Annotated in this window: 18 protein-coding genes and 1 tRNA gene; 15 read left to right on the forward strand and 4 right to left on the reverse strand. The window is 65.1% G+C overall.

Annotated elements, in window-relative coordinates:
• Window position 1: 1 nt before the first annotated feature.
• Both recN and rapZ read left to right on the forward strand, forming a co-directional pair.
• Window positions 2-1,678, forward strand: a complete 1,677-nt coding sequence (gene recN, locus KW835_RS02020) for a DNA repair protein RecN (RefSeq protein ID WP_218380601.1) — start codon at window positions 2-4, stop codon at window positions 1,676-1,678.
• Window positions 1,678-2,541 (forward strand): RNase adapter RapZ, encoded by an 864-nt coding sequence (rapZ, locus tag KW835_RS02025; RefSeq protein ID WP_218381037.1) that lies wholly within the window; start codon window positions 1,678-1,680, stop codon window positions 2,539-2,541. Before recN ends, rapZ begins: the two co-directional genes overlap by 1 nt.
• 30 nt (window positions 2,542-2,571) lie before the next feature.
• Here rapZ and mutY read toward each other — a convergent pair whose 3' ends face one another.
• From mutY to mutM, 3 genes are all read right to left on the reverse strand, one after another.
• A complete protein-coding gene (gene mutY / locus KW835_RS02030; RefSeq protein ID WP_218380602.1) occupies window positions 2,572-3,645 on the reverse strand; it encodes an A/G-specific adenine glycosylase in 1,074 nt (357 codons plus the stop codon).
• Window positions 3,642-5,603, reverse strand: a complete 1,962-nt coding sequence (locus KW835_RS02035; RefSeq protein ID WP_218380603.1) for a dynamin family protein — start codon at window positions 5,601-5,603, stop codon at window positions 3,642-3,644. The genes mutY and KW835_RS02035 overlap by 4 nt, the downstream gene beginning before the upstream one ends.
• A 114-nt stretch (window positions 5,604-5,717) precedes the next feature.
• Window positions 5,718-6,533, reverse strand: a complete 816-nt coding sequence (gene mutM, locus KW835_RS02040; RefSeq protein WP_218380604.1) for a bifunctional DNA-formamidopyrimidine glycosylase/DNA-(apurinic or apyrimidinic site) lyase — start codon at window positions 6,531-6,533, stop codon at window positions 5,718-5,720.
• Window positions 6,534-6,562: 29 nt separating this feature from the next.
• Between mutM and KW835_RS02045 the strand changes: the two genes are divergently transcribed.
• From KW835_RS02045 to pth, 7 genes are all read left to right on the forward strand, one after another.
• Window positions 6,563-8,341: a lipopolysaccharide assembly protein LapB gene (locus KW835_RS02045; RefSeq protein WP_218380605.1), complete on the forward strand. Its 1,779-nt coding sequence runs from the start codon at window positions 6,563-6,565 to the stop codon at window positions 8,339-8,341.
• A gap of 77 nt (window positions 8,342-8,418) precedes the next feature.
• Complete coding sequence (locus KW835_RS02050; RefSeq protein WP_218380606.1) at window positions 8,419-8,886, forward strand: lipoprotein insertase outer membrane protein LolB; 468 nt, start codon at window positions 8,419-8,421, stop codon at window positions 8,884-8,886.
• Window positions 8,887-8,916: 30 nt separating this feature from the next.
• Complete coding sequence (ispE, locus tag KW835_RS02055) at window positions 8,917-9,777, forward strand: 4-(cytidine 5'-diphospho)-2-C-methyl-D-erythritol kinase (protein WP_218380607.1); 861 nt, start codon at window positions 8,917-8,919, stop codon at window positions 9,775-9,777.
• A 30-nt stretch (window positions 9,778-9,807) separates the two neighbouring features.
• Window positions 9,808-9,884, forward strand: a tRNA-Gln gene (locus KW835_RS02060).
• Window positions 9,885-9,932: 48 nt separating this feature from the next.
• Window positions 9,933-10,907, forward strand: a complete 975-nt coding sequence (locus KW835_RS02065) for a ribose-phosphate pyrophosphokinase (RefSeq protein WP_218380608.1) — start codon at window positions 9,933-9,935, stop codon at window positions 10,905-10,907.
• Between the two features lie 163 nt (window positions 10,908-11,070).
• Entirely contained in the window at window positions 11,071-11,703 is a 633-nt protein-coding gene (locus tag KW835_RS02070) for a 50S ribosomal protein L25/general stress protein Ctc (protein ID WP_218380609.1), read from the forward strand.
• A 218-nt stretch (window positions 11,704-11,921) separates the two neighbouring features.
• Complete coding sequence (gene pth, locus KW835_RS02075) at window positions 11,922-12,530, forward strand: aminoacyl-tRNA hydrolase (RefSeq protein ID WP_218380610.1); 609 nt, start codon at window positions 11,922-11,924, stop codon at window positions 12,528-12,530.
• Window positions 12,531-12,829: 299 nt separating this feature from the next.
• On the opposite strand, the gene KW835_RS02080 is transcribed toward pth, so the two are convergent.
• On the reverse strand, window positions 12,830-13,087 hold the full coding sequence (locus tag KW835_RS02080) for a YfhL family 4Fe-4S dicluster ferredoxin (RefSeq protein ID WP_218380611.1): 258 nt from the start codon (window positions 13,085-13,087) through the stop codon (window positions 12,830-12,832).
• Window positions 13,088-13,309: 222 nt separating this feature from the next.
• On the opposite strand from KW835_RS02080, the gene KW835_RS02085 reads away from it, so the two are divergent.
• The 6 genes from KW835_RS02085 (at window position 13,310) to KW835_RS02110 (ending at window position 20,568) form a co-directional block, all read left to right on the forward strand.
• The gene (locus KW835_RS02085; RefSeq protein WP_218380612.1) at window positions 13,310-14,272 is read left to right on the forward strand and encodes an ABC transporter permease; all 963 of its coding nucleotides are present in this window, start codon (window positions 13,310-13,312) and stop codon (window positions 14,270-14,272) included.
• A 6-nt stretch (window positions 14,273-14,278) separates the two neighbouring features.
• The gene (locus KW835_RS02090; RefSeq protein ID WP_218380613.1) at window positions 14,279-15,151 is read left to right on the forward strand and encodes an ABC transporter permease; all 873 of its coding nucleotides are present in this window, start codon (window positions 14,279-14,281) and stop codon (window positions 15,149-15,151) included.
• A 197-nt stretch (window positions 15,152-15,348) separates the two neighbouring features.
• A complete protein-coding gene (locus KW835_RS02095) occupies window positions 15,349-16,386 on the forward strand; it encodes an ABC transporter ATP-binding protein (protein ID WP_218380614.1) in 1,038 nt (345 codons plus the stop codon).
• Entirely contained in the window at window positions 16,383-17,306 is a 924-nt protein-coding gene (locus tag KW835_RS02100; protein WP_218380615.1) for an ATP-binding cassette domain-containing protein, read from the forward strand. Before KW835_RS02095 ends, KW835_RS02100 begins: the two co-directional genes overlap by 4 nt.
• A 107-nt stretch (window positions 17,307-17,413) precedes the next feature.
• Entirely contained in the window at window positions 17,414-18,904 is a 1,491-nt protein-coding gene (locus KW835_RS02105; RefSeq protein WP_218380616.1) for an ABC transporter substrate-binding protein, read from the forward strand.
• Window positions 18,905-19,164: 260 nt separating this feature from the next.
• Entirely contained in the window at window positions 19,165-20,568 is a 1,404-nt protein-coding gene (locus KW835_RS02110) for an amidase (protein WP_218380617.1), read from the forward strand.
• The last annotated feature ends 86 nt before the right edge of the window (window positions 20,569-20,654 follow it).

Raw genomic sequence — 20,654 nt, forward strand, 5'->3', positions numbered from 1 at the left:
CATGGCGCTCAGACGCATCACCCTGCGCGACTTCGTGATCGTGCAGTCGCTGGAGCTCGAGTTGAGCACCGGTTTCACGGTGTTGACCGGCGAGACGGGCGCGGGCAAGTCCATCCTCATCGACGCGCTGCAGCTCGTGCTGGGTTCGCGCGCGGATGCCGGCATGATCCGGGAAGGGGCCTCCAAGACGGACCTGTGCGCCGAGTTCGACAGCCCCGTCCACATAGCCCCCTGGCTGGAAGACGCCGGTTTCGAGAACGACGGCCACTTGCTCCTGCGCCGCACCATCGACACCCAGGGCAAGAGCCGCGCCTGGATCAACGGAACGCCGGCCACGGCGGCGCAGCTGCGCTCCCTCGGCGACCTGCTGCTGGACATCCATGGGCAGCATGCCTGGCAAAGCCTGACCCGGCCAGAGTCCGTGCGGGGCCTGCTCGACGCGTTCGCGGGCCTGAACAGCGCTGCAACGTCGGCGCGCTGGACGCAATGGCGCGCCGACCAGAAGACACTGGAGCAGGCTCGCCAGGCGCAGGCCAATCTGCAGCAGGAACGCGAACGGTTGCAGTGGCAGATTGGTGAGGTGGACAAGCTGGGGCCTGCCGACGGCGAATGGGAAGAGCTGGAGGTTCAACACAAGCGCCTGTCGCACGCCCAGTCGTTGCTGGACGGTGCGGAGGGTGCGCTGCATGCGCTGCAGGATGACGATGCCGGCGCCTTGGCTGGCATCGGCCGCGCGCATGCGCTGCTGCATGGCCAGGAACACATCGAACCCGAGTTCGCAAACCTGGCCGATATCCTGGCATCGAGCCTGGCCCAGGCGAGCGACGTGGCCCACTCGCTTCAGCTCTACCTGCGGCATGCCGAGATCGACCCCCAGCGCCTGGCGGAACTCGACACGCGCATTTCGCAATGGATGACCTTGGCACGCCGGTACAAGCGCACGCCTGCCGAGCTTCCGGCCCTGCTGAAGGGGTGGAAGAGCGAGATGCTGCAACTGGATGCAGCCACCGATCTGGAGCGCCTGGAAGCAGCGGAGGCCGCAAGCGCCAAAGCCTACCAGGCTTCAGCCCGCGCCCTGTCTCTGGGACGGGACAAGGCGGCGCCCAAGCTGTCCTCGGCCATCACCCAGGCCATGCAGGGGCTGGGCATGGAAGGGGGCAAGTTCGAAGTCTCTGTCAGCAAGTCGGCAGAGCCGAGCTCCCACGGCATCGACGACGTGGTGTTTCTCGTGGCAGGGCATCCCGGGATGACGCCCAAGCCCATCGGCAAGGTGGCCTCGGGCGGAGAACTGTCGCGGATATCCCTGGCGATTTCGGTGACGACCAGCGAACTCGGATTGGCTCCCACACTGATTTTTGACGAAGTGGACTCGGGCGTGGGCGGCGCTGTGGCAGAGACGGTGGGCCGGCTTATGCAGCAGCTGGGCAGCGACCGCCAGGTGCTGGCCGTCACCCACCTGCCGCAAGTGGCCGCCTGTGCTCACCACCACCTCAAGGTGTCCAAGCGCAAGAGTCCGGAAGGGACCACAAGCTCGGTGAACGTGGTGCAGGGCACGCACCGCGTCGCAGAGATCGCGCGCATGCTCGGAGGCGAGAAGTCCACGGACGCGTCGCTCAACCACGCCCGCGAGATGCTGGACTTGGCAGGCTCTGCCGCACCGCAGGAAGGGGCCCGATGATGGCATTGGAGATCGTGCTGATCACCGGCATGTCAGGATCCGGCAAGTCCGTGGCCCTGCATGCACTGGAGGATGCCGGCTACTACTGCGTGGACAACCTGCCGCCCGAACTGCTCCCGGCATTCGTCGCACTGGAGCATCACCACCACGGCAACCGCCTGGCCATCGCCATGGATGTGCGCAGCGCCACGTCGTTGCACCAGGTCCCACAGGAGCTGAAGCGACTTCGCAGCCAGGGGGTGTCGGTGCAGTCCATTTTTCTGGATGCAACCATCGACACCCTGGTGCGGCGCTTTTCGGAGACACGGCGGCGCCACCCCTTGTCCCACGCCGACCTGCAGCAGGGCCGCAGGGCGCTCGTGCAAATCATCGAAGTGGAGCGAGAGCTCCTGGCCGAGCTGCGCGATCAGTCGCACGTCATCGACACCAGCACCATCCGGTCTTCGCAGTTGCAAAGCTACGTCAAGAGCCTGTTGACGACGACGCGGGGCCAGCTGACCCTGGTCTTCCAGTCCTTCGCGTTCAAGCGCGGCATCCCCATGGACGCGGACTACGTGTTTGATGTGCGCATGCTGCCCAACCCACACTACGAGCCTGCGCTGCGCGACCTGACCGGCCTGGATGAACCCGTGGCGCGTTTCCTGGCACAGCAGTCGGAGGTGCTGCTGATGCAGGAGCACATCGCGCAATTCCTGGCGCATTGGCTGGAGTTCCTGGACCGCAACCATCGCAGCTACGTCACTGTGGCCATCGGCTGCACCGGTGGTCAGCACCGCTCAGTCTATCTGGTGGAACAGCTGTCCAAAGTGTTCAGTGACCGGTGGACCGCCTTGCGCAGGCACCGCGAACTGGATGGCCGCTGAGCTCGCGGCAGCGCGAAACCTCTGCAGCACTCACCACAGCGAGGCCTGGCTGGTGTCCAGCAGTTTTCGGATGGGTGCAGGAAGCCCTACCGCGCTCCACTGATCAGCGCCCAGCCACTCCCCATCGTGCGCGGGACGGCTCGGAAGGGAGCCCGTCACCAGCACCGGGTGCAGATGCAGGTCGCGATGTGTCAGCACATGCACGAACGGCTGCAGTTCGTGGATGGAGAGATCATCCACGTCGTCGGCCAGCGCCCGCACCGAGCAGTGCAACGAGGCACTGTCCTCGAACACCGGTACACAGTGCATGCCCGCCCAGATGCCTGTTGCAGGGCGTCTTTGGAGCCACACTTGCCCCTTGGCATTGCGAAGCACCAGCAGTTGCCAGGATTCCGAGCGGCGCGTCAGCTTGCGGGTCTTGACCGGGTAACGCTCGGGCTCGCCACCACGCAAGGCCACGCAGCTCGCATGCAACGGGCATTGCCCGCACAGCGGCGCCCTGGGCAGGCATATGGTGGCCCCCAGGTCCATCAACCCTTGCGTATAGCGGGGCATGGCACGCTGAAGATCGTGCTGAGGCAGCAGCGCCTGCGCATGGTCCCAGAGTGCGCGTTCGTTCCTGGCAGAAGCAAGATCAGCATCGAACCCCAATAGACGCGTCAAAACCCTGCGGACATTGGCATCCAGAATGGGAACACGCTCCGAAAAGCAGAACGCCGCGATGGCCCCGGCGGTCGATCGCCCGATACCAGGCAGGGTGGCCAGCACTTGCGCGCTGCGAGGAAACTCCCCACCGTGTTCGGCCACCACCTCCTGGGCGCAGCGGTGCAGGTTGCGGGCCCGGGTGTAGTAGCCCAGGCCGCTCCAAAGGCCCATGACCTCATCCTGCGGAGCGGCGGCCAGAGCCGCCACATTGGGGAACCGGGCCAGGAACCGCGCATAGTAGTCCAGCACCGTGCTGACCTGGGTCTGCTGCAGCATGATCTCCGACAGCCAGACCCGATAGGGGTCGCGCGTCTGCTGCCAGGGCAAGTGGTTGCGGCCACTTGCCGCCTGCCAAGCCACCACACGCTCGGCGACACCCACACCCGCAGCCTCGCTCATGCCGGCAGGAGTTGCTTGTCCGCACCGGTGGCGTCGAGGCTGGGGGGCGCGACCAGCTTGGAGGTCAGTTCGTGAAGCTTGCTTTCCAGCTGCCCCAGTTCTTCTTCACCTGCTTCGATCTCGGAAATCCGCTCGACCAGCCCGCTGGCGGCTTGCTGAATGCGGTCCACCGCCTCCATGCGACGCGCAAAGCTGCGTCGGCGTTCCCGCAGCTGCGCATCCAGCTGCGCGGTGGCAGACTTGCTCCACAGCTCCAGGTCGTTGGCAGCGGATTCGTAGACCGTACGCAGGCGCATCGCCAGCGCACGCACCAGGCGCTCCGCAAACTCGGGTTGCGCCAACTTCAGGGCGTTGCCCATGCCCAGGTACTGCAGATGGCTTTGCTCGATCTGGTGTAGGTCGTGCGTGAAGTGTTCCAGTTGCGGCGGAGACGGGACCTGCAGGGAAAATCCGAACTCGGCATTCAACTGGCGGAAAGTGCCGCCCAGCATCGCCTGGATTTCAGTCCCCGATGCCTGCGCCTTGTCCAGGGTGCCGCGCAGTTTGTCGAACGTCTGGACGTAGATTTTCTTGACGCCCAGCTTGAGCCCCTTTTGCTGCAGGGTCTGCGCCAGTTCGGACAACTCCGCCTTGAGGGACTTCGCGCCAAGCTGCTGAAATACGTCACGCAACAGCTTGAGGTGCACTGCCCGAACGGCCTGGATCTTGGCGGTGCTCAGATCGAACTCGCGCTGCTCCTGCTCGATCCGGTGGCGCATCGACTCGATCACCGAAGCGTTCTTGCCACGCAGGCTGCGCAGCTCCGCCATCTGGTCATCCAGATCGCGGCGCCGGATGTTGATGACCCGCGACGTCTCGGTGCGCAGATTGGCCACGCCGTTGGCGACGGCCGCCCGCAAAATGCTTTGCCGCTGCCCCATGATGCCCTTGGCCAGAGCCTCTTCCAGCACTGGCAGTCCGCTGGTCTCCAGCAGCAGGTCGTCCGCCGTGATCTTGGCGACAAGGCCTTTTTGAGCGGAGACCGGCACCACTCTTTCCAGCGGCACGCCCAGCATTTCAGCGGACGTCTGGCATTGGCGCTCCATCTGGGCCTGCACCTGGTCGGCAGAATTGAGCGTGTCCCACAAGGTATCGATCTTGTTCAACACCACGAGGCGGGCATCCATGCTGTCCGGGGAAATGGCCAGGTGTTCCCGCCAGATCGACAGGTCTGACCGCGTCACACCTGTGTCCGCGCTCAGGATGAACACCACCGCGTGCGCCTGGGGGATGAGGTTGACGGTCAGCTCGGGCTCGGCCCCCACAGCGTTTAGGCCCGGCGTGTCCAGGATGACCAGGCCTTGCTTGAGCAGTGGGTGCGGAATATTGATGATGGCGTGCCGCCACATCGGGACTTCCACCATGCCGTGGGAGTCGGGGACGGGGTTTTCATCCGTCAGGTCGTCATGCCAGAAGCCCAGCGCGCGGGCATTGTCCAGACTGACCTTGCGCACCTCGGCCACCTTCTCCAGCGCTTTGGCAATCTGGTCAGCATTGCCGACATCCAGCGGTATCTCGTGCCAGCGTTCCGTTTTTACCCGCCATTCCGCCAGGCTCTGCATCTGCAGCCGGGTTTCGATGGGAAGGAGCCGCAGGCTGGGCGCCACGCTGGCGTCATAGCCAAGCTCCGTGGGGCACATGGTGGTGCGCCCTGCACTCGCCGGCATGATGCGGCGCCCATAGCCGGCAAAGAAGATGGCGTTGATCAGCTCAGACTTGCCGCGCGAGAACTCCGCGACGAAAGCCACCATGACCTTGTCACTGCGAACCTGCTCTTCCAGCCGGTGCAGGCGCTCGCGCACTGCAGAATCCATGAGGTCATGCGAAGACATCCAGTCGCCCAGCCGCTTGAGCTGCTGGGCGAATTCACGTCTCCAGACGCCATGCTGGTCGAACTGTTCGTTGAATGAGGGTCCCACTTTGCTCCCGGAGGTGTCTATATCTGTATATGGCCCGCAATTCAGGCATGCACAAAATATAGCATTGACCGCCCACAGACTGTACTTGAACGCGCAGTTCGCACTTCTCCACGCTCAGGCGCGTTGGCATTGGGCGCAGAAGTAAGTGCTTCGCTGACCCTGCCGCAACAGCCTGATGGGTGCGCCACAGACGTGGCACGGCGCACCTTCTCGCCCATACACGTTGGCCTGAGTCTGGAAATGCCCCGCCATTCCGTCTGCGCTGGAGAAATCGCGCAATGTGCTGCCGCCCATTTCCACTGCTCTGGCCAATACACTGACGATGGCCTCGTGCAACTTGCGCGCACGGGCCGGCCCGATGCGCGACGCAGGCGCCGTGGGCCGGATGCCTGCCAGGAACAGCACTTCCGACGCATAGATGTTGCCCACCCCGACCACGAGCTTCCCCCCCAGCAGCAACTGCTTGATGGGCATGCGGCTTTTTTTCAGTCCGGCCTGGAAGGTCGCCAGGGAGAACGAGTGCGAGAGCGGCTCCATCCCCAGGCCGTCCAGCAGCCTGGACGCTACGGGATCATGCTCACCCTTGGTGTAGACCACCGCACCGAAGCGGCGCGGGTCATGCAGCCGCAGCGTTCCGCGGTTCGTTGCCATATCGAAGTGGTCATGCACACCCGGTACCGGCAAACCGTGGCTGAAGCGCAGGCTGCCAGACATGCCCAGGTGCAACAGCAGCAGCCCCTGGCTGGTGTCGGCCAGCAGGTACTTGCCGCGCCGGCGCAGCCCGACGACCTCTTGCCCCACGAGCTCCTGCGGATCGCAACCCAGTGGCCAGCGCAGCGGTTTGCCCAGCGTGATGCCCTCGATGTGCGCCCCAGTGATGGCATCAGCAAAACTGCGGCGCGTGACTTCCACTTCGGGTAACTCAGGCATACAACGCGACCTGCATCGGGTTAACGGGCATGGATTATTATGACCCGATGGTGCTATTTCACAGTTTTCGGACCACAGCCCTGTCAACAGCGATCGCGATTGCGGCTTGCACGGCGTACGCGCAATCCCCCAGCGTTGAGGCGCCTGCAGCCCCTGCAGAAGAACCTGTGGTTTCCAACCCGGCGCTGGACGCGGAACTGTTCTACGAGATCCTGCTGGGGGAAGTCAGTGCGCGCACCGGGGACCCGGGTGCAGGCTACGCCTTCATGCTTGAAGCCGCTCGCCGCAGCGCCGACGGTCAGTTATACCAACGCGCCGCAGATATCGCTCTGCAGGCCCGTTCCGGTGACTATGCGCTTGCCGCTGCCCAGGCATGGAAAGAGGCGCTCCCTCAGTCCCGGGAAGCCAACCGGTATGTGCTTCAGATACTGGTGGCACTGAACCGTATCGGTGAAACCCCCGACCTCCTGCGCCAGGAGCTCGCCCAGTCCCCACCCCGCAGCAAGGCGGCCATGTTGTCCGCGCTGCCCCAGATGTACGGACGCGCCAGTGACAAGGCCTTGGCCGCCAAGGTGGTCGAAAACGCACTTGCCAACGAATTGACCAACCCGGCGACCGGTCCCATCGCATGGGTGTCCCTGGGCCGGTTGCGCCTTGCCGCAGGCGACAAGGCGGGTGCTCTGGACGCCGCGCGAAAGGCCTTGGAGCTGGATGCAGGCAGCGAGGGCTCGGCACAACTCGCGCTGCAGATGATGGACGACGGCACCCCTGAGGCGGAATCGCTGGTGGTGCAAGCGCTCTCCAAACAACCCGTGCCCGAATTGCGCATGGCCTATGCGCGCGTTCTGCTCGGCCAGCAGCGCTATGCCGACGCGGCCCGTCAACTGGAATCCGCCACCAAGGAAAAACCCGAACTCGTGGAAGCCTGGCTGGTGCTGGCCACGCTGCATTTGCAGGACAACAGACTGCCTGCGGCCGAGAAAGACCTCCAGCGCTACATGGAACTGTTGTCCGCATCGGAGGACCCGGACATTCGCCAGCGCGGCATGACTCAGGCCTTTCTTCTCCACGCGCAGATTGCTGAGAAGAAGCAAGACTATGCTGCAGCGGAGGCGTGGCTCAAGCGCATCGACAACGCCGACGAAGTCTTCAGCGCGCAAAGCCGCCGCGCTTCTCTGCTGGCCCGCCAGGGCAAGATCGCACAGGCGCGCGCCCTGCTGCGCAACCTGCCGGGCACCTCCGCCGACGACATGCGCATGAAGCTGCTTGCGGAAGTACAACTGCTGCGCGACCAACGGCTCTACCAGGACGCCTACAAGGTACAGACCGAACTGGTAGCACTGGCGCCCGACGACGTCGAGCTGGTGTACGACCAGGCCATGCTGGCCGAAAAAGCCGGCGATTTCGACACCATGGAGCGGCTGCTGCGCCAGGTGATCGCCCAAAAGCCGCAATACCACCACGCGTACAACGCCCTGGGCTACTCGATGGCGGAGCGTGGCCAGCGCCTGTCGGAAGCCAGGGAGCTCATCCTGAAGGCGCTCGAATTCGCGCCCTCCGACCCCTTCATCACCGACAGCCTGGCCTGGGTCGAATTCCGGCTGGGCAACAAGGCAGAAGCCCGCAAGCTCCTGGAGGTCGCTTACAAGGCCCGCCCCGACGTGGAAATCGGCGCACACCTGGGCGAGGTCCTCTGGAGCCTGGGAGACAAGGATGCGGCCCTGAAGGTCTGGAAGGAAAGCCAGCGCGTCAGCCCTGACAACGAGACGCTGAAGGACACGCTGGCACGCCTCGGGGTAAAACTTTGACGCGGGGCTGGCACGGCGCCGTCGTGCGCACCCACGGCGCATTCAGAGGGTCGCACATCGTTGTCGGATGGCGCGTCATGCTGCTCATCTGCGCGATGTGGCTGACAGGTTGCGCGCAGCAGCCCCTTGCGCCCAAAAGCGCTGCCGATGACGACACCTGGAGCGGCCGCCTTGCACTTCAGGTCGAGGGGCAGGACTCACAGTCGTTCTCGGCCATGTTCGAGTTGCGTGGCAACCCAGGCCGCGGTGGCCTGGTATTGCTCAGCCCGCTGGGCAACCAACTGGCGCAGCTGGACTGGAAAGATGGCCACGCCCAACTGGTGAGCGCCCAGGAGAGCCGCACGTCCGACTCGCTCGACACGCTGCTGCAGGAAGTGACAGGCACCCGCATTCCGGTCACCGCGCTGTTCAGCTGGCTCAAGGGCACCCCGGCCACGGCGCCCGGCTGGCGTGCCGACCTGGCAGGCGTGGCGCAAGGCCGACTGGTGGCGCACCGCGACGACCCGCAGCCGCAGGCCACGCTGCGGATTGCACTGACCCGCTAATCTCCCTGGCGTACGCGCCCTGCCCTGTCCATGCAAGCAATCTACGACGTGCCGGCTCCGGCAAAGCTCAATCTTTTCCTGCACATCACCGGGCGGCGCGAGGACGGCTATCACCTGCTGCAATCGGTCTTCATGCTGGTGGATTGGTGCGACACCCTGCACTTCGAGTGCCGCGCCACCAGCGCCGACATCACGCGTGAAGACCTTGGCCCTGCGCTGCCCGATCTGGACCTGACCATCCGGGCGGCCCGTGCGCTCCAGTCGGCCACGGGCTGCACGCGGGGCGCGCATATCGCCGTGGACAAGAGCATCCCCGCGCAGGCAGGCATGGGTGGAGGCTCGTCCGATGCCGCCACCACGCTCCTCGCACTCAACCGGCTGTGGGGTCTGCACCTGCCACGCACCGCCCTCGAAAAGATCGGCCTGACACTGGGCGCCGACATTCCTTTTTTTTTACGCGGCCGCAACGCTTTTGTGGAAGGAATTGGTGAGACAATCACGCCGCTTGAGACAGCGCACCAACTGCCACCAGCACGCTTTGCGATCGTGAAGCCTGCAGCAGGCCTGGAGACAAAATTAATTTTTTCGTCGCCAAGTTTGAAACGTGATTCAGATAGTGCTACAATCTTAGGCTTTGCTGCAGCACACTTTGACTTTGGTCGAAATGACTTGCAGCCAGTTGCCCAGGCACTTTGCCCCGAAGTCACCGAAGCCCTTGAATGGCTCAGGTCACGCGGATTGCAAGGCCGGATGACAGGCTCAGGCAGTGCGGTGTTTGCGCAAATGTCGCATGCAGTTGATCTGGATGGAGTCCCCCGGGGCTGGCAGGTCAAGGCATGTGACAATCTGATGATTCACCCTCTTGCGGGTTGGGCATCAGACGAGAATTGAGGTTGGTTGCCTTCGGCAATTGACCTGTGTAGGGGAGTCGCCAAGCTGGTTAAGGCACCGGATTTTGATTCCGGCATGCGAAGGTTCGAATCCTTCTTCCCCTGCCAAATATCTTTCTCGCGTACGGGCATATTTTTCAGACTGCTGGGACTCTCATGCAAGCCAACCACCCCGACTTCATGGTTTTCACCGGCAATGCCAATCCTGGCATGGCAGCTGAAATCGCCCAGCATCTGGGCACCACCCTGGGCGCCGCCGACGTGGGCCGTTTCTCCGACGGTGAAGTCACCGTCGAGATCAAGCAGAACGTGCGCGCCCGCGACGTGTTCGTGGTCCAGTCCACCTGCGCACCCACCAACGAAAACCTGATGGAACTGCTGATCATGGTGGATGCGCTCAAGCGTGCATCGGCCGAACGCATCAGCGCGGTGATTCCGTACTTCGGCTACGCCCGTCAGGACCGCCGCCCCCGCTCCAGCCGCGTTCCGATCACTGCCAAGGTGGTGGCCAACATGCTGCAGACCGTGGGCGTGGCCCGCGTGCTCACCATGGACCTGCACGCCGACCAGATCCAGGGCTTTTTCGACATTCCCGTGGACAACATCTATGCGTCCCCTGTTCTGCTGGGCGACCTGCGCCAGAAGAACTACGAGGACCTGATCGTCGTGTCCCCCGACGTGGGTGGCGTGGTGCGCGCCCGCGCACTGGCCAAGCAGCTCAACTGCGACCTGGCCATCATCGACAAGCGCCGCCCCAAGGCCAATGTGTCCGAAGTCATGCACGTGATCGGCGAGATCGAAGGCCGCAACTGCGTGATCATGGACGACATGATCGACACCGCCGGCACGCTGGTGAAGGCTGCCGAAGTGCTCAAGGAGCGCGGCGCCAAGAGCGTGTATGCCTATTGCACGCACCCCATTTTTTCGGGCCCTGCCATTGAACGCATCGCCAAGGGCTCGGCCCTGGATGAAGTGGTAGTGACCAACACCATCCCCCTGAGCGACAACGCCAAGGGATGCACCAAGATTCGCCAGCTCTCCGTGGCCCCGCTGATCGCCGAGACGATCCAGCGCATTGCCAAGGGAGAGTCGGTGATGAGCCTGTTCTCGGACCAAGAAAACCTGTTCTGAACCAGCTCCTTCGGGAGCAAGGCAGCAGCAGCTCTGCACACAAGCCTCCCTTGGGAGGCTTGTTGTTTGTTCGAGAACGGCATGCAGGTTTGCGGCATATGGCCACAAGCCTTTTTTCAACGGAGGATGACTGGTCGCGGTCGCCTCTTTTCAGGAGCTAACTATGAACTTCGTCGCTTTTGAGCGCGCCAAGCAGGGTACGGGTGCGAGCCGCCGTCTCCGCATTTCGGGCAAGACCCCTGGCATCGTGTACGGCGGTGCCGCTGAACCCCAACTGATCGAGATCGACCACAACGCACTGTGGCACGCCCTCAAGAAGGAAGCATTCCACTCCAGCGTGCTGGACATGGAAGTGGCCGGCAAGACCGCCAAGGTCCTGCTGCGCGACGTGCAATACCACCCCTACAAGCAACTCGTGCTGCACATCGACTTCCAGCGCGTGGACGAGAAGACCAAGCTGCACATGAAGGTGCCACTGCACTTCAGCGGCGCTGAAGAGTCCAACGCCGTCAAGGTCGACAAGTGCATGGTCAACCCGATCGTGAACGAACTGGACGTGACCTGCATGCCTTCGGACCTGCCAGAGTTCATCGCTGTGGACCTGTCCAAGCTGGAAAAGGGCTCTTCCCTGACCCTCAAGGACATCAAGCTGCCCAAGGGTGTGGCCGCCAAGATCCGTGGCAACCAGACCAACCCCGTGCTCGTCTCCGTGACGGCGCCCGTGGTCGAAGTCGAGACGCCTGCTGAAGCAGCTCCCGCAGCCGACGCCAAGGGCAAGGGCAAGGGCAAGAAGTAATTCTTCACCCTGGCAAGGCCCGCCTGTCTCGGCAGGCAGCCCCCACACAAACGGCCCACTTGCGTGGGCCGTTTTGTTTTGGAGCAAGGCACCACCGGCATCCACGGTTGCACGGCAGACACCCGCTACGCCTGCCGCACCTTCTGCACGCGTGCCATCCGCCCAGAGCCGCACAGCTCCACAAAAAAGACCCGTCCCACACCCGGATAATCCAGCAGATGATCAAGCTGTTTGTAGGCCTTGGAAACCCGGGCCCCGACTATGAAGCCACCCGCCACAACGCCGGCTTCTGGTGGATCGATGCGCTCGCGCGCGAACTCAAGGCCACCCTGGTGCCGGAGCGCAGCTACCACGGCCTCGTGGCACGCACCACGGTGCACGGCCAGAGCGTCTGGCTGCTCCAGCCCCAGACCTTCATGAACCTGTCGGGCAAGTCCGTGGCCTCGCTCGCCCGCTTCTTCAAGATCCTGCCCGAAGAGATCCTGGTGGTGCACGACGAACTCGACATCCCGCCCGGCCAGGTCAAGCTCAAGCGCGGCGGCAGCCACGCGGGCCACAACGGACTGAGAGACATCCACGGCCAGTTGGGCTCGCCCGACTACTGGCGGCTGCGCATCGGCATCGGCCATCCGGGGGTGAAAAGCGAGGTGGCCAACTGGGTGCTCAAGAAGCCCGCCCCCGACCAGCGCGTGCTGATCGAGGACAGCATCATCCACTCGCTCAAGGCCTACCCGGCCATGCTGGCCGGCGAGATGGACAAGGCCACCCTGCTCATCCACACCACCAAGCCGCCCCGGCCCAAGCCTGCTCGGCCCGCCGACAGCTGATATACAAAGCCGTTCGCCCTGAGTGCCAAAGCGCCGCGCGAGGCTTCGACAGGCTCAGCCCGAACGGTCTGGGTACTGAATGATTGAACGCAAACCCGAATGAGGGTGTGAACACCGGCAGGACCGGCGGCCGGGAGGCTTTCCGGCACCACTCGACCTGCAAGACCCTGTTGCGCGGCCGCTGGCCGCCAACGCAATCGCAATCGCAATCGCAATCGCAATCGCAATCGCAATCGCAGTATTTTTGATAGCTTCTGGCGCTTTATCGGCGAGCCGCAGAGGCCGAAAAGCCTTGAAAATCAGGCCGATGCCTGCGCCTGCAGCCGCTGAAACTTCTGCCACAGGGTCTCGCGGTTTTCAACGTGCTGCGGATTCACCGGGATGCAGGCCACGGGGCACACCTGCACGCACTGCGGCTCGTCGAAGTGCCCTACGCATTCCGTGCACTTGTGGGGGTCGATCTCATAGATCTCCTGCCCCAGGTAAATCGCCTGGTTCGGGCATTCAGGCTCGCACACATCGCAATTGATGCATTCGTCCGTGATCATCAGCGCCATACAGGGGCCCCCATGGTTGTGGCGATCAGAGCGCCTGGAGCGATGGCATACAACGGCGATACGGCTTTCATACTCCGTATTATCCCGTGCCGATGGCATGTGCCTTGCATGCCACATTGGAACCCAACACCGCTGACGGGGGTGTTTTTGCCGTTATGCTGTGTATACACATTAATTTTTGACGCGCCTCCGCTGGCACCCACACCTCCACGCTTGTCTCCCATGGGTTTGTTTTTTCTCAAGCGGTTCATCACGCTCCTGGCCACGCTGATAGGCGCTTCCGTCGTTGTCTTCCTGGTGCTGGAGATCCTGCCCGGCAACGCGGCGCAGATGCTCATGGGGCCAGACGCCTCCCCCGAGGCCGTGGCAGCCCTGGCCGCCAAGCTGGGCCTGGACCAGCCCGCCATGCAGCGCTACTGGGAGTGGGTCAGTGGCCTGGTGGTGGGCGACATGGGCAATAGCTATGCCTACAGCACCCCCGTGCTGGAGCTGGTGCTCGAACGCCTGGCCCTCACGGTGCCGCTGGCGCTGATGGCCATGGTGATCACCACGGTGCTGGCGCTCATTGCGGGCGTGTATTCGGCCTCGCGCCACAACAAGATAGGCGACGTGGGCGTGATGGGCCTGGCGCAGATCGGTATCGCCATTCCCAACTTCTGGTTCGCCATCCTGTTGATCCTGCTGTTCTCGGTCAAGCTGCAGTGGTTCTCGGCCGGGGGGTTTCCGGGCTGGACCGAGGACGCCGGCGGCGGTCCGCTGGAGGCCTTGAAGGCGCTGCTGCTGCCCGCCATCGCGCTTGCCGTGGTGCAGGCCGCCATCCTGGCGCGCATCACGCGCTCGGCGGTGCTCGAAGTGCTGCGCGAGGACTTCGTGCGCACCGCGCGCGCCAAGGGGCTGTCGCAGCGCGCCGCGCTCTGGGGCCATGTGCTGCGCAACGCCATGATCCCGGTGATCACCGTCATGGGGCTGCAGTTCGCCAACCTGCTGGCGGGCACCATCGTGGTGGAAAACGTGTTCTACCTGCCGGGCCTGGGCCGACTGATCTTTCAGTCCATCTCCAACCGCGACCTCATCGTGGTGCGCAATTGCGTGATGCTGCTCGCCGCCATGGTGGTCATCGTCAACTTCGTCGTGGACATCCTGTACGCCGTGATCGACCCGCGCGTGAAGGCCTCCGACATCTGATCCCCCATGAGCGCCGCCACATCCATCCCCCCCCCCTCCGCTACTCCAGGCTGGCTGCACCGCGCGCTGCGCCACCGCAGCTTCGTCATCGGCGCCGTGCTGTCGCTGTTGCTGCTGGTAGCCGCCGCGCTGTCGCTGGTCTGGACGCCTTGGTCGCCGTATGAGATGGATCTGGCCTCCAAGCTCCAGCCGCCCACGCACAAGCACTGGCTGGGCACGGATGCCTTCGGGCGCGACGTGGCCTCGCTGCTGCTGGTGGGGGCGCGCAACTCCATCCTGGTGGGCGTGATCGCCGTGGGCATTGGCCTGACCATCGGCACGGCGCTGGGCCTGCTGGCCGCGGCCAGGCGCGGCTGGGTCGAAGAGCTCATCATGCGGCTGGCGGACTTCACCTTCGCCTTCCCGGCCATCCTGTCGGCCATCATGATGACGGCGGTGTTCGGCGCGGGCATCGTCAACTCCATCATCGCCATCGGCATCTTCAACATCCCGACGTTCGCGCGGGTCACGCGCGCATCGGCCAATGCGGTGTGGTCGCGTGAGTACATCATGGCATCGCGCGCGTGCGGCAAGGGCAGCTGGCGCATCACCCTCGAGCATGTGCTGCCCAACATCCTGTCGGTGCTCATCGTGCAGGCCACCATCCAGTTCGCCATCGCCATCCTGGCCGAGGCCGCGCTGTCGTACCTGGGCCTGGGCACCCAGCCGCCCCAGCCCTCGTGGGGCCGCATGCTCAGCGAGGCCCAGACGCTCATGTTCCAGGCCCCGCTGCTGGCCGTGTGGCCCGGGGTGGCGATTGCTTTTGCCGTGCTGGGCCTGAATCTATTGGGCGACGGCCTGCGCGACCTGCTCGATCCTCGCCTTTCAAGGAAGAGATGACACCCCCTGAGTCGCTTCGCGCCTTCCCCCTCTCCTGCGGGAGGGGGACGCACCCGGTGCACGCAAGCAAAGCGCCGCATCCGCAGCCTGGCGGCCCTTGCACGGGTGCACTGGCCTGGCGCATGCCTGCTCAACGGCAGCGCCGGGTGCGATGGACAACTGATAAAAACCACTGCGACCGATGAAGACCCGCTGCCATGCCTTTGCTTGAAGTCTCCAACCTCCGCATCCGACTGCAGACCCACCGGGGTCCGGCCGATGCCGTGCGCGGCGTGAGCTTTTCGCTGGCACGCGGCGAAACCCTGGGCCTGATCGGCGAGTCGGGCTGCGGCAAATCCATCACCGCCATGTCGCTCATGGGCCTGCTGCCCGACAGCGCGCAGGTCACGGGCAGCATCCGCTTCGACGGCGAAGAGCTGGTGGGCCGCACCGATGCCCAGATGTGCGCCATGCGCGGCAACCGCATCGGCATGGTGTTCCAGGAGCCCATGACGGCGCTGAACCCCGTGCACACCATCGGTCGCCAGGTGGCCGAGCCGCTGCGCCTGCACCGCGGCATGGGCGCGGCCGATGCCCGCAAGGAAGCCATTTCGCTGCTGGACCGTGTGGGCATCCCCAACGCGGCGCAGCGCTTCGACGCCTACCCGCACCAGTTCTCGGGCGGGCAGCGCCAGCGCATCACCATCGCCATGGCCCTGGCCTGCGGGCCCGACCTGCTGATCGCCGACGAGCCCACCACGGCGCTCGATGTGACCATCCAGCAGCAGATCCTGGACCTCATCAGCGACCTGGTGGCCGAGCGCAACATGGCGCTGATCCTCATCTCGCACGACCTGGGCGTGATCTCGCAGAACGTCGACCGCATGATGGTGATGTACGGCGGCAGCGTGGTCGAGAGCGGCTCCACGGCCTCCGTCTTCTCCGCGATGACCCACCCCTACACCCGAGGTCTGTTCGCTGCACGGCCCCACCTGGGCGCCGTGCATGCGCCCGGCCAGCGCCCTCGCCTGTCCACCATTCCCGGCACGGTGCCCGAGCTCGTGGACCTGCCCGCCGGCTGCCCCTTCGCGGGCCGCTGCAGCTACACCATCGACGCCTGCCACCACGAGCAGCCTGCGGCCACGCTGGTGTCCACCGATGCCGATGGCGACCACGTGGTGCGCTGCATCCGCAGCGAAGCCGTTGCCGCGGCGCAGAGCGCCCAGGCGCCGAACGTGGTGGAGGTCGCAGCATGAACCACGTCACCGCTCAAGCCGCAGAGACCACGGGGGGCGGCGCCACCGCGACGCCCGCCGAGGCGCTGCTGCAAGTCAAAGACCTCGTGCGCGAATACACGCTGCCGCGCGAACATCTGTTCCATCCGCCGGGCACGGTGAAGGCGCTCAACGGCGTGAGCTTTTCGGTCGCCCCCGGCCGCAGCCTGGGCATCGTGGGCGAATCGGGCTCGGGCAAGTCCACGCTCGCGCGCCTGGTGATGGCGCTGGACGCGCCCACCTCGGGCACGGTGCACCTGCTGGGCCGTGACCTGCACCGCCTGCCCGCCGCCGCGCTGCGCGAGGCCCGGCGCGACTTCCAGATGGTGTTCCAGGATCCCTACGGCTCGCTCGACCCGCGCCAGACGGTCGAGCGCATCGTGACCGAGCCACTGCAGGCGCAGGGCCTGACCACGCGCACGGAGCAGCGCGAGCAGGCCGCCCAGGTGCTGTCGCAGGTGGGCCTGCGCACCAACGACCTTGGCAAGTACCCGCACGAGTTCTCCGGCGGCCAGCGCCAGCGCATTGCCATCGCCCGCGCCCTCATCACGCGCCCGCGCCTCATCGTGGCGGACGAGCCCGTGAGCGCGCTGGACGTCTCCGTGCAGGCCCAGGTGCTGAACCTGATGCAGGACCTGCAGCAGGAGTTCGGCATCACCTACATGCTGATCAGCCACGACCTCGCGGTGGTCAACCACCTGTGCGACGAAGTGGTGGTGCTGTACCAGGGCCGCATCGTCGAGCGCGGCTCGCCGGCCGAATTGTTCCGCAACGCACAGCACCCCTACACGCAGTCGCTGGTGGGCGCCGTGCCCCAGGTGCAGCCTGGCCGCGCCCGGGCGCGCCGCGCGGCTGCGGCCGCTGCTGCAGCAACGGCCGCTGCCACCACGAAAACCGCATAACCAAATGCGCGCGTGATGGTGTAAAACGCTTTTGTGTTCCCTGGTAACAATTTGCACCGGGGCTTTTGTCTGGTTGATGTCTGGTCTTTAGTCTGGAGTATCCGAACATGCTGAACCGCCGTACCGTCCTTGCCACTGGCGCCATCGCCGCCGTGCCCCTGTCCACCCCCCTCGGCGCGCTGGCGCAAGGCCGCAAAGATGCGGTGACGCTGGCCATGACGCTGGAGCCTCCAGGCCTGGACCCTACCGCCGGCGCTGCATCCGCGATCGCCGAGATCGTCCAGTACAACATCTTCGAGACACTCACCAAGATCAACGCCGACGGCAGCGTCTCGCCCCTGCTGGCCGAGAGCTGGGAAGTCTCGCCCGACCTCAAGACCTACACCTTCAAGCTGCGCCGTGGCGTGAAGTTCCAGAACGGCGAGCCCTTCACGGCCGCCGCCGTGAAGTTCTCGTACGACCGCGCGGGCGGCGAGAAAAGCACCAACAAGGACAAGCGCACGTTTGCCAACCTCACCACGCAGGTGGTGGACGACTTCACCGTCGTGGTGCTGAACAAGGACATCGACCCCGACCTGCTGTTCGTGCTGGGCCAGGCCACGTCCATCATCGTGGAGCCCAAGAGCGCCGACGGCAACGCCAACAAGCCCGTGGGCACCGGCCCCTACCAGCTCAACGCCTGGAACAAGGGTTCCTCCGTCGTGCTGACCGCGTGGGAAGGTTTCCGTGATGCCAAGGCGCTCAAGATCAAGCGCGCCACCTTCCGCTTCATCTCCGACCCCGCCGCGCAAGTGGCCGCATTGCTGGCCGGCGACGTGGATGCCTTCCCCCGCGTCACGCCCCGCAGCGTGCCGCAGTTCAAGGGCAACCCGCGCTTCCAGGTGGTGGTCAGCGGCTCGCGCGCCAAGACCATCCTGGCCATCAACAACGGCAAGAAGCCGCTCGATGACGTGCGCGTGCGCCGCGCCATTGCCGCTGCCATCGACCGCAAGGCCGTGATCGAAGGCGCGGGCGACGGCTACGGCGCGCCCATCGGCAGCCACTACGTGCCCGGCGCTTTCGGCTATGTGGACACCACCGGCGTGAACCCCTACGACCCCGAGAAGGCCAAGAAGCTGCTGGCCGAAGCCGGCATCAAGACGCCGCTGGAGCTGACCCTGACGCTGCCGCCCACCCCCTACGCACGGCAGGGTGGCGAAGTGGTGGCCGCCCAGCTGGCCAAGGTCGGCATCATCGCCAAGATCCAGAACGTGGAATGGGCGCAGTGGCTCAGCGGCACCTATGGCAGCAAGAACTACGACCTGACCATCATCAGCCACGTCGAGCCCTTCGACCTGGGCAACTTCGCCAAGCCCGACTACTACTGGGCCTACAACTCGCCCAAGTTCAACGAGCTGTTCAACCAGATCAAGAACGCCGCCCGCCCCGCCGACCGCTCGCGCCTGCTGGGCGAAGCGCAGCGCCTGCTGGCGCAGGACTCGGTGCACGCCTTCCTGTACTCCAACCAATGGATCACGGTGGCCAACAAGAACCTCAAGGGGCTGTGGAAAGACATGCCCGTGTTCGTGAACGACATCTCGTCGCTCTCCTGGTCTTGAGATGAAGCACCCCCTGAGTCGCTTCGCGCCTTCCCCCTCTCTCGACTCGCTGCGCGAGTCGGGAGGGGGACGCCCCCGGTGCGGCGGGGCGGCCCTTGCACGGGGGCACTGGCCCTGGCCGCGCCAGTTTTGTGGGCTGGGGGCGGCGCGCTGCGCAATGGATCACTAAAACGAGTGGGAGTGAATTGCTCCCAAAACAATAGCTGCTAGCGCTTCACCAGCAAGCGGTAGCAGCCTTTTTTACTTGTAGAACTCCCGACATGACTGCCTTGCACGACCTGCCCGCCCACGAACTCCTGGCCGCCTACCGCCAGCGCACACTCTCTCCGGTGGAGGTCACGCAGGCCGTGCTGGCGCACATCGAGCGCTGGGAGCCCCACATCCAGGCCACCTACCTGCTGCGGCCCGAGGCCGCCCTGGCGCAGGCCCGTGCGTCGGAAGCCCGCTGGCACAAGGGCGAGCCCCTGGGCCTGCTGGACGGCGTGCCCAGCACCATCAAGGAAAACATCTCGACCGAGGGCGACCCTACGCCGCTGGGCACGGCTGCCGTGGACCTCGCGCCCGCAGCGGCCGATGCCCCGCCGGCCGCGCGCATGCGCGAGGCGGGTGCCGTCATCGTCGCCAAGACCACCATGCCCGACTACGGCATGCTGTCCTCCGGCCTGTCCACCTTCCACCCGCTCTCGCGCAACCCGTGGGATGTGAGCAAGGGCCCCGGGGGCTCCAGCGCGGGCGGCGGCGCGGCGGCTGCCGCAGGCTACGGCCCGCTGCACATCGGCACCGACATCGGTGGATCTTTGCGACTGCCTGCCAGCTGGTGCGGCATCTTCAGCTTGAAGCCCAGCCTGGGCCGCATCCCGATCGATCCGCCCTACACCGGGCGTGCCGCCGGCCCCATGACGCGCACCGTGGCCGACGCCGCGCTCATGATGCAGGTGCTCAGCCAGCCCGATGCGCGCGACAGCATGAGCCTGCCCGCGCAGGACATCGCCTGGAGCCAGTTCGACCAGGGCACCGAGCGCCTGCGCGGCCTGCGCATCGGCTTGCTGCTGGACGCCGGCTGCGGCCTGCCCGTGGAGCCTGAGGTCAAGGCCGCCATCGAGCATGCGGCGCGCCTGATGGAGGCCGCCGGCGCGACCATCGTGCCCATGTTGCCCTTCATGACCCAGGCCATGCTCGACGGCATGGACCACTTCTGGCGCATGCGCTCGCACACCGACCTGCAGGCCCTGCCCGCTGCGCGCCGGGAGAAAGTGCTGCCCTACATCCGCACCTGGGCCGACAGCGCCGCAGGCATGAGCGGCACCGAGGTCTTCAACGCCAGCCACCAGTTCCATCTGACGCGCGTGGCAGCCGTCAAAGCCTGCAGCGCGTTCGACTACGTGATCTCTCCCGTGGCACCCAATGTCGCCTTCCAGGCGGAGCTGCCCTCTCCCACCAACGACCCGCTGCGCCCTCTGGAGCACATCGGCTTCACCGTGCCGTTCAACATGTCCGAGCAGCCCGCAGCGTCGGTCAACTGTGGCTACACCGATGCAGGCCTTCCCGTCGGCCTGCAGATCGCCGGCGCGCGTTTCGACGACCTGGGGGTGCTGCAGGTGGCCCGCGCCTTCGAGCTCATCCGCGATCCGCAAAAGCCTTGGCCACAGCCTCCCGTTGCGTGAGCATGGCGGTAGCAGCGCGGGGTTCGATGCACGGCGGTTGTTGATGTAACCTTGCGCAGTCCCGCCGGCCTTGCGCGGCCACCCCC

This window comes from Acidovorax sp. sic0104 (genome assembly GCF_019219095.1).
GTDB lineage: Bacteria > Pseudomonadota > Gammaproteobacteria > Burkholderiales > Burkholderiaceae_C > Acidovorax.

What these genes read in the sequence shown, in the direction of transcription:
- recN (WP_218380601.1), top strand. Translation starts at nt 2, where the DNA reads ATGGCGCTCAGACGCATCACCCTGCGCGACTTCGTGATCGTGCAGTCG.
- rapZ (WP_218381037.1), top strand. Translation starts at nt 1,678, where the DNA reads ATGGCATTGGAGATCGTGCTGATCACCGGCATGTCAGGATCCGGCAAG.
- mutY (WP_218380602.1), bottom strand. Translation starts at nt 3,645, where the DNA reads ATGAGCGAGGCTGCGGGTGTGGGTGTCGCCGAGCGTGTGGTGGCTTGG.
- mutM (WP_218380604.1), bottom strand. Translation starts at nt 6,533, where the DNA reads ATGCCTGAGTTACCCGAAGTGGAAGTCACGCGCCGCAGTTTTGCTGAT.
- KW835_RS02045 (WP_218380605.1), top strand. Translation starts at nt 6,563, where the DNA reads ATGGATTATTATGACCCGATGGTGCTATTTCACAGTTTTCGGACCACA.
- KW835_RS02050 (WP_218380606.1), top strand. Translation starts at nt 8,419, where the DNA reads ATGCTGCTCATCTGCGCGATGTGGCTGACAGGTTGCGCGCAGCAGCCC.
- ispE (WP_218380607.1), top strand. Translation starts at nt 8,917, where the DNA reads ATGCAAGCAATCTACGACGTGCCGGCTCCGGCAAAGCTCAATCTTTTC.
- KW835_RS02065 (WP_218380608.1), top strand. Translation starts at nt 9,933, where the DNA reads ATGCAAGCCAACCACCCCGACTTCATGGTTTTCACCGGCAATGCCAAT.
- KW835_RS02070 (WP_218380609.1), top strand. Translation starts at nt 11,071, where the DNA reads ATGAACTTCGTCGCTTTTGAGCGCGCCAAGCAGGGTACGGGTGCGAGC.
- pth (WP_218380610.1), top strand. Translation starts at nt 11,922, where the DNA reads ATGATCAAGCTGTTTGTAGGCCTTGGAAACCCGGGCCCCGACTATGAA.
- KW835_RS02080 (WP_218380611.1), bottom strand. Translation starts at nt 13,087, where the DNA reads ATGGCGCTGATGATCACGGACGAATGCATCAATTGCGATGTGTGCGAG.
- KW835_RS02085 (WP_218380612.1), top strand. Translation starts at nt 13,310, where the DNA reads ATGGGTTTGTTTTTTCTCAAGCGGTTCATCACGCTCCTGGCCACGCTG.
- KW835_RS02090 (WP_218380613.1), top strand. Translation starts at nt 14,279, where the DNA reads ATGAGCGCCGCCACATCCATCCCCCCCCCCTCCGCTACTCCAGGCTGG.
- KW835_RS02095 (WP_218380614.1), top strand. Translation starts at nt 15,349, where the DNA reads ATGCCTTTGCTTGAAGTCTCCAACCTCCGCATCCGACTGCAGACCCAC.
- KW835_RS02100 (WP_218380615.1), top strand. Translation starts at nt 16,383, where the DNA reads ATGAACCACGTCACCGCTCAAGCCGCAGAGACCACGGGGGGCGGCGCC.
- KW835_RS02105 (WP_218380616.1), top strand. Translation starts at nt 17,414, where the DNA reads ATGCTGAACCGCCGTACCGTCCTTGCCACTGGCGCCATCGCCGCCGTG.
- KW835_RS02110 (WP_218380617.1), top strand. Translation starts at nt 19,165, where the DNA reads ATGACTGCCTTGCACGACCTGCCCGCCCACGAACTCCTGGCCGCCTAC.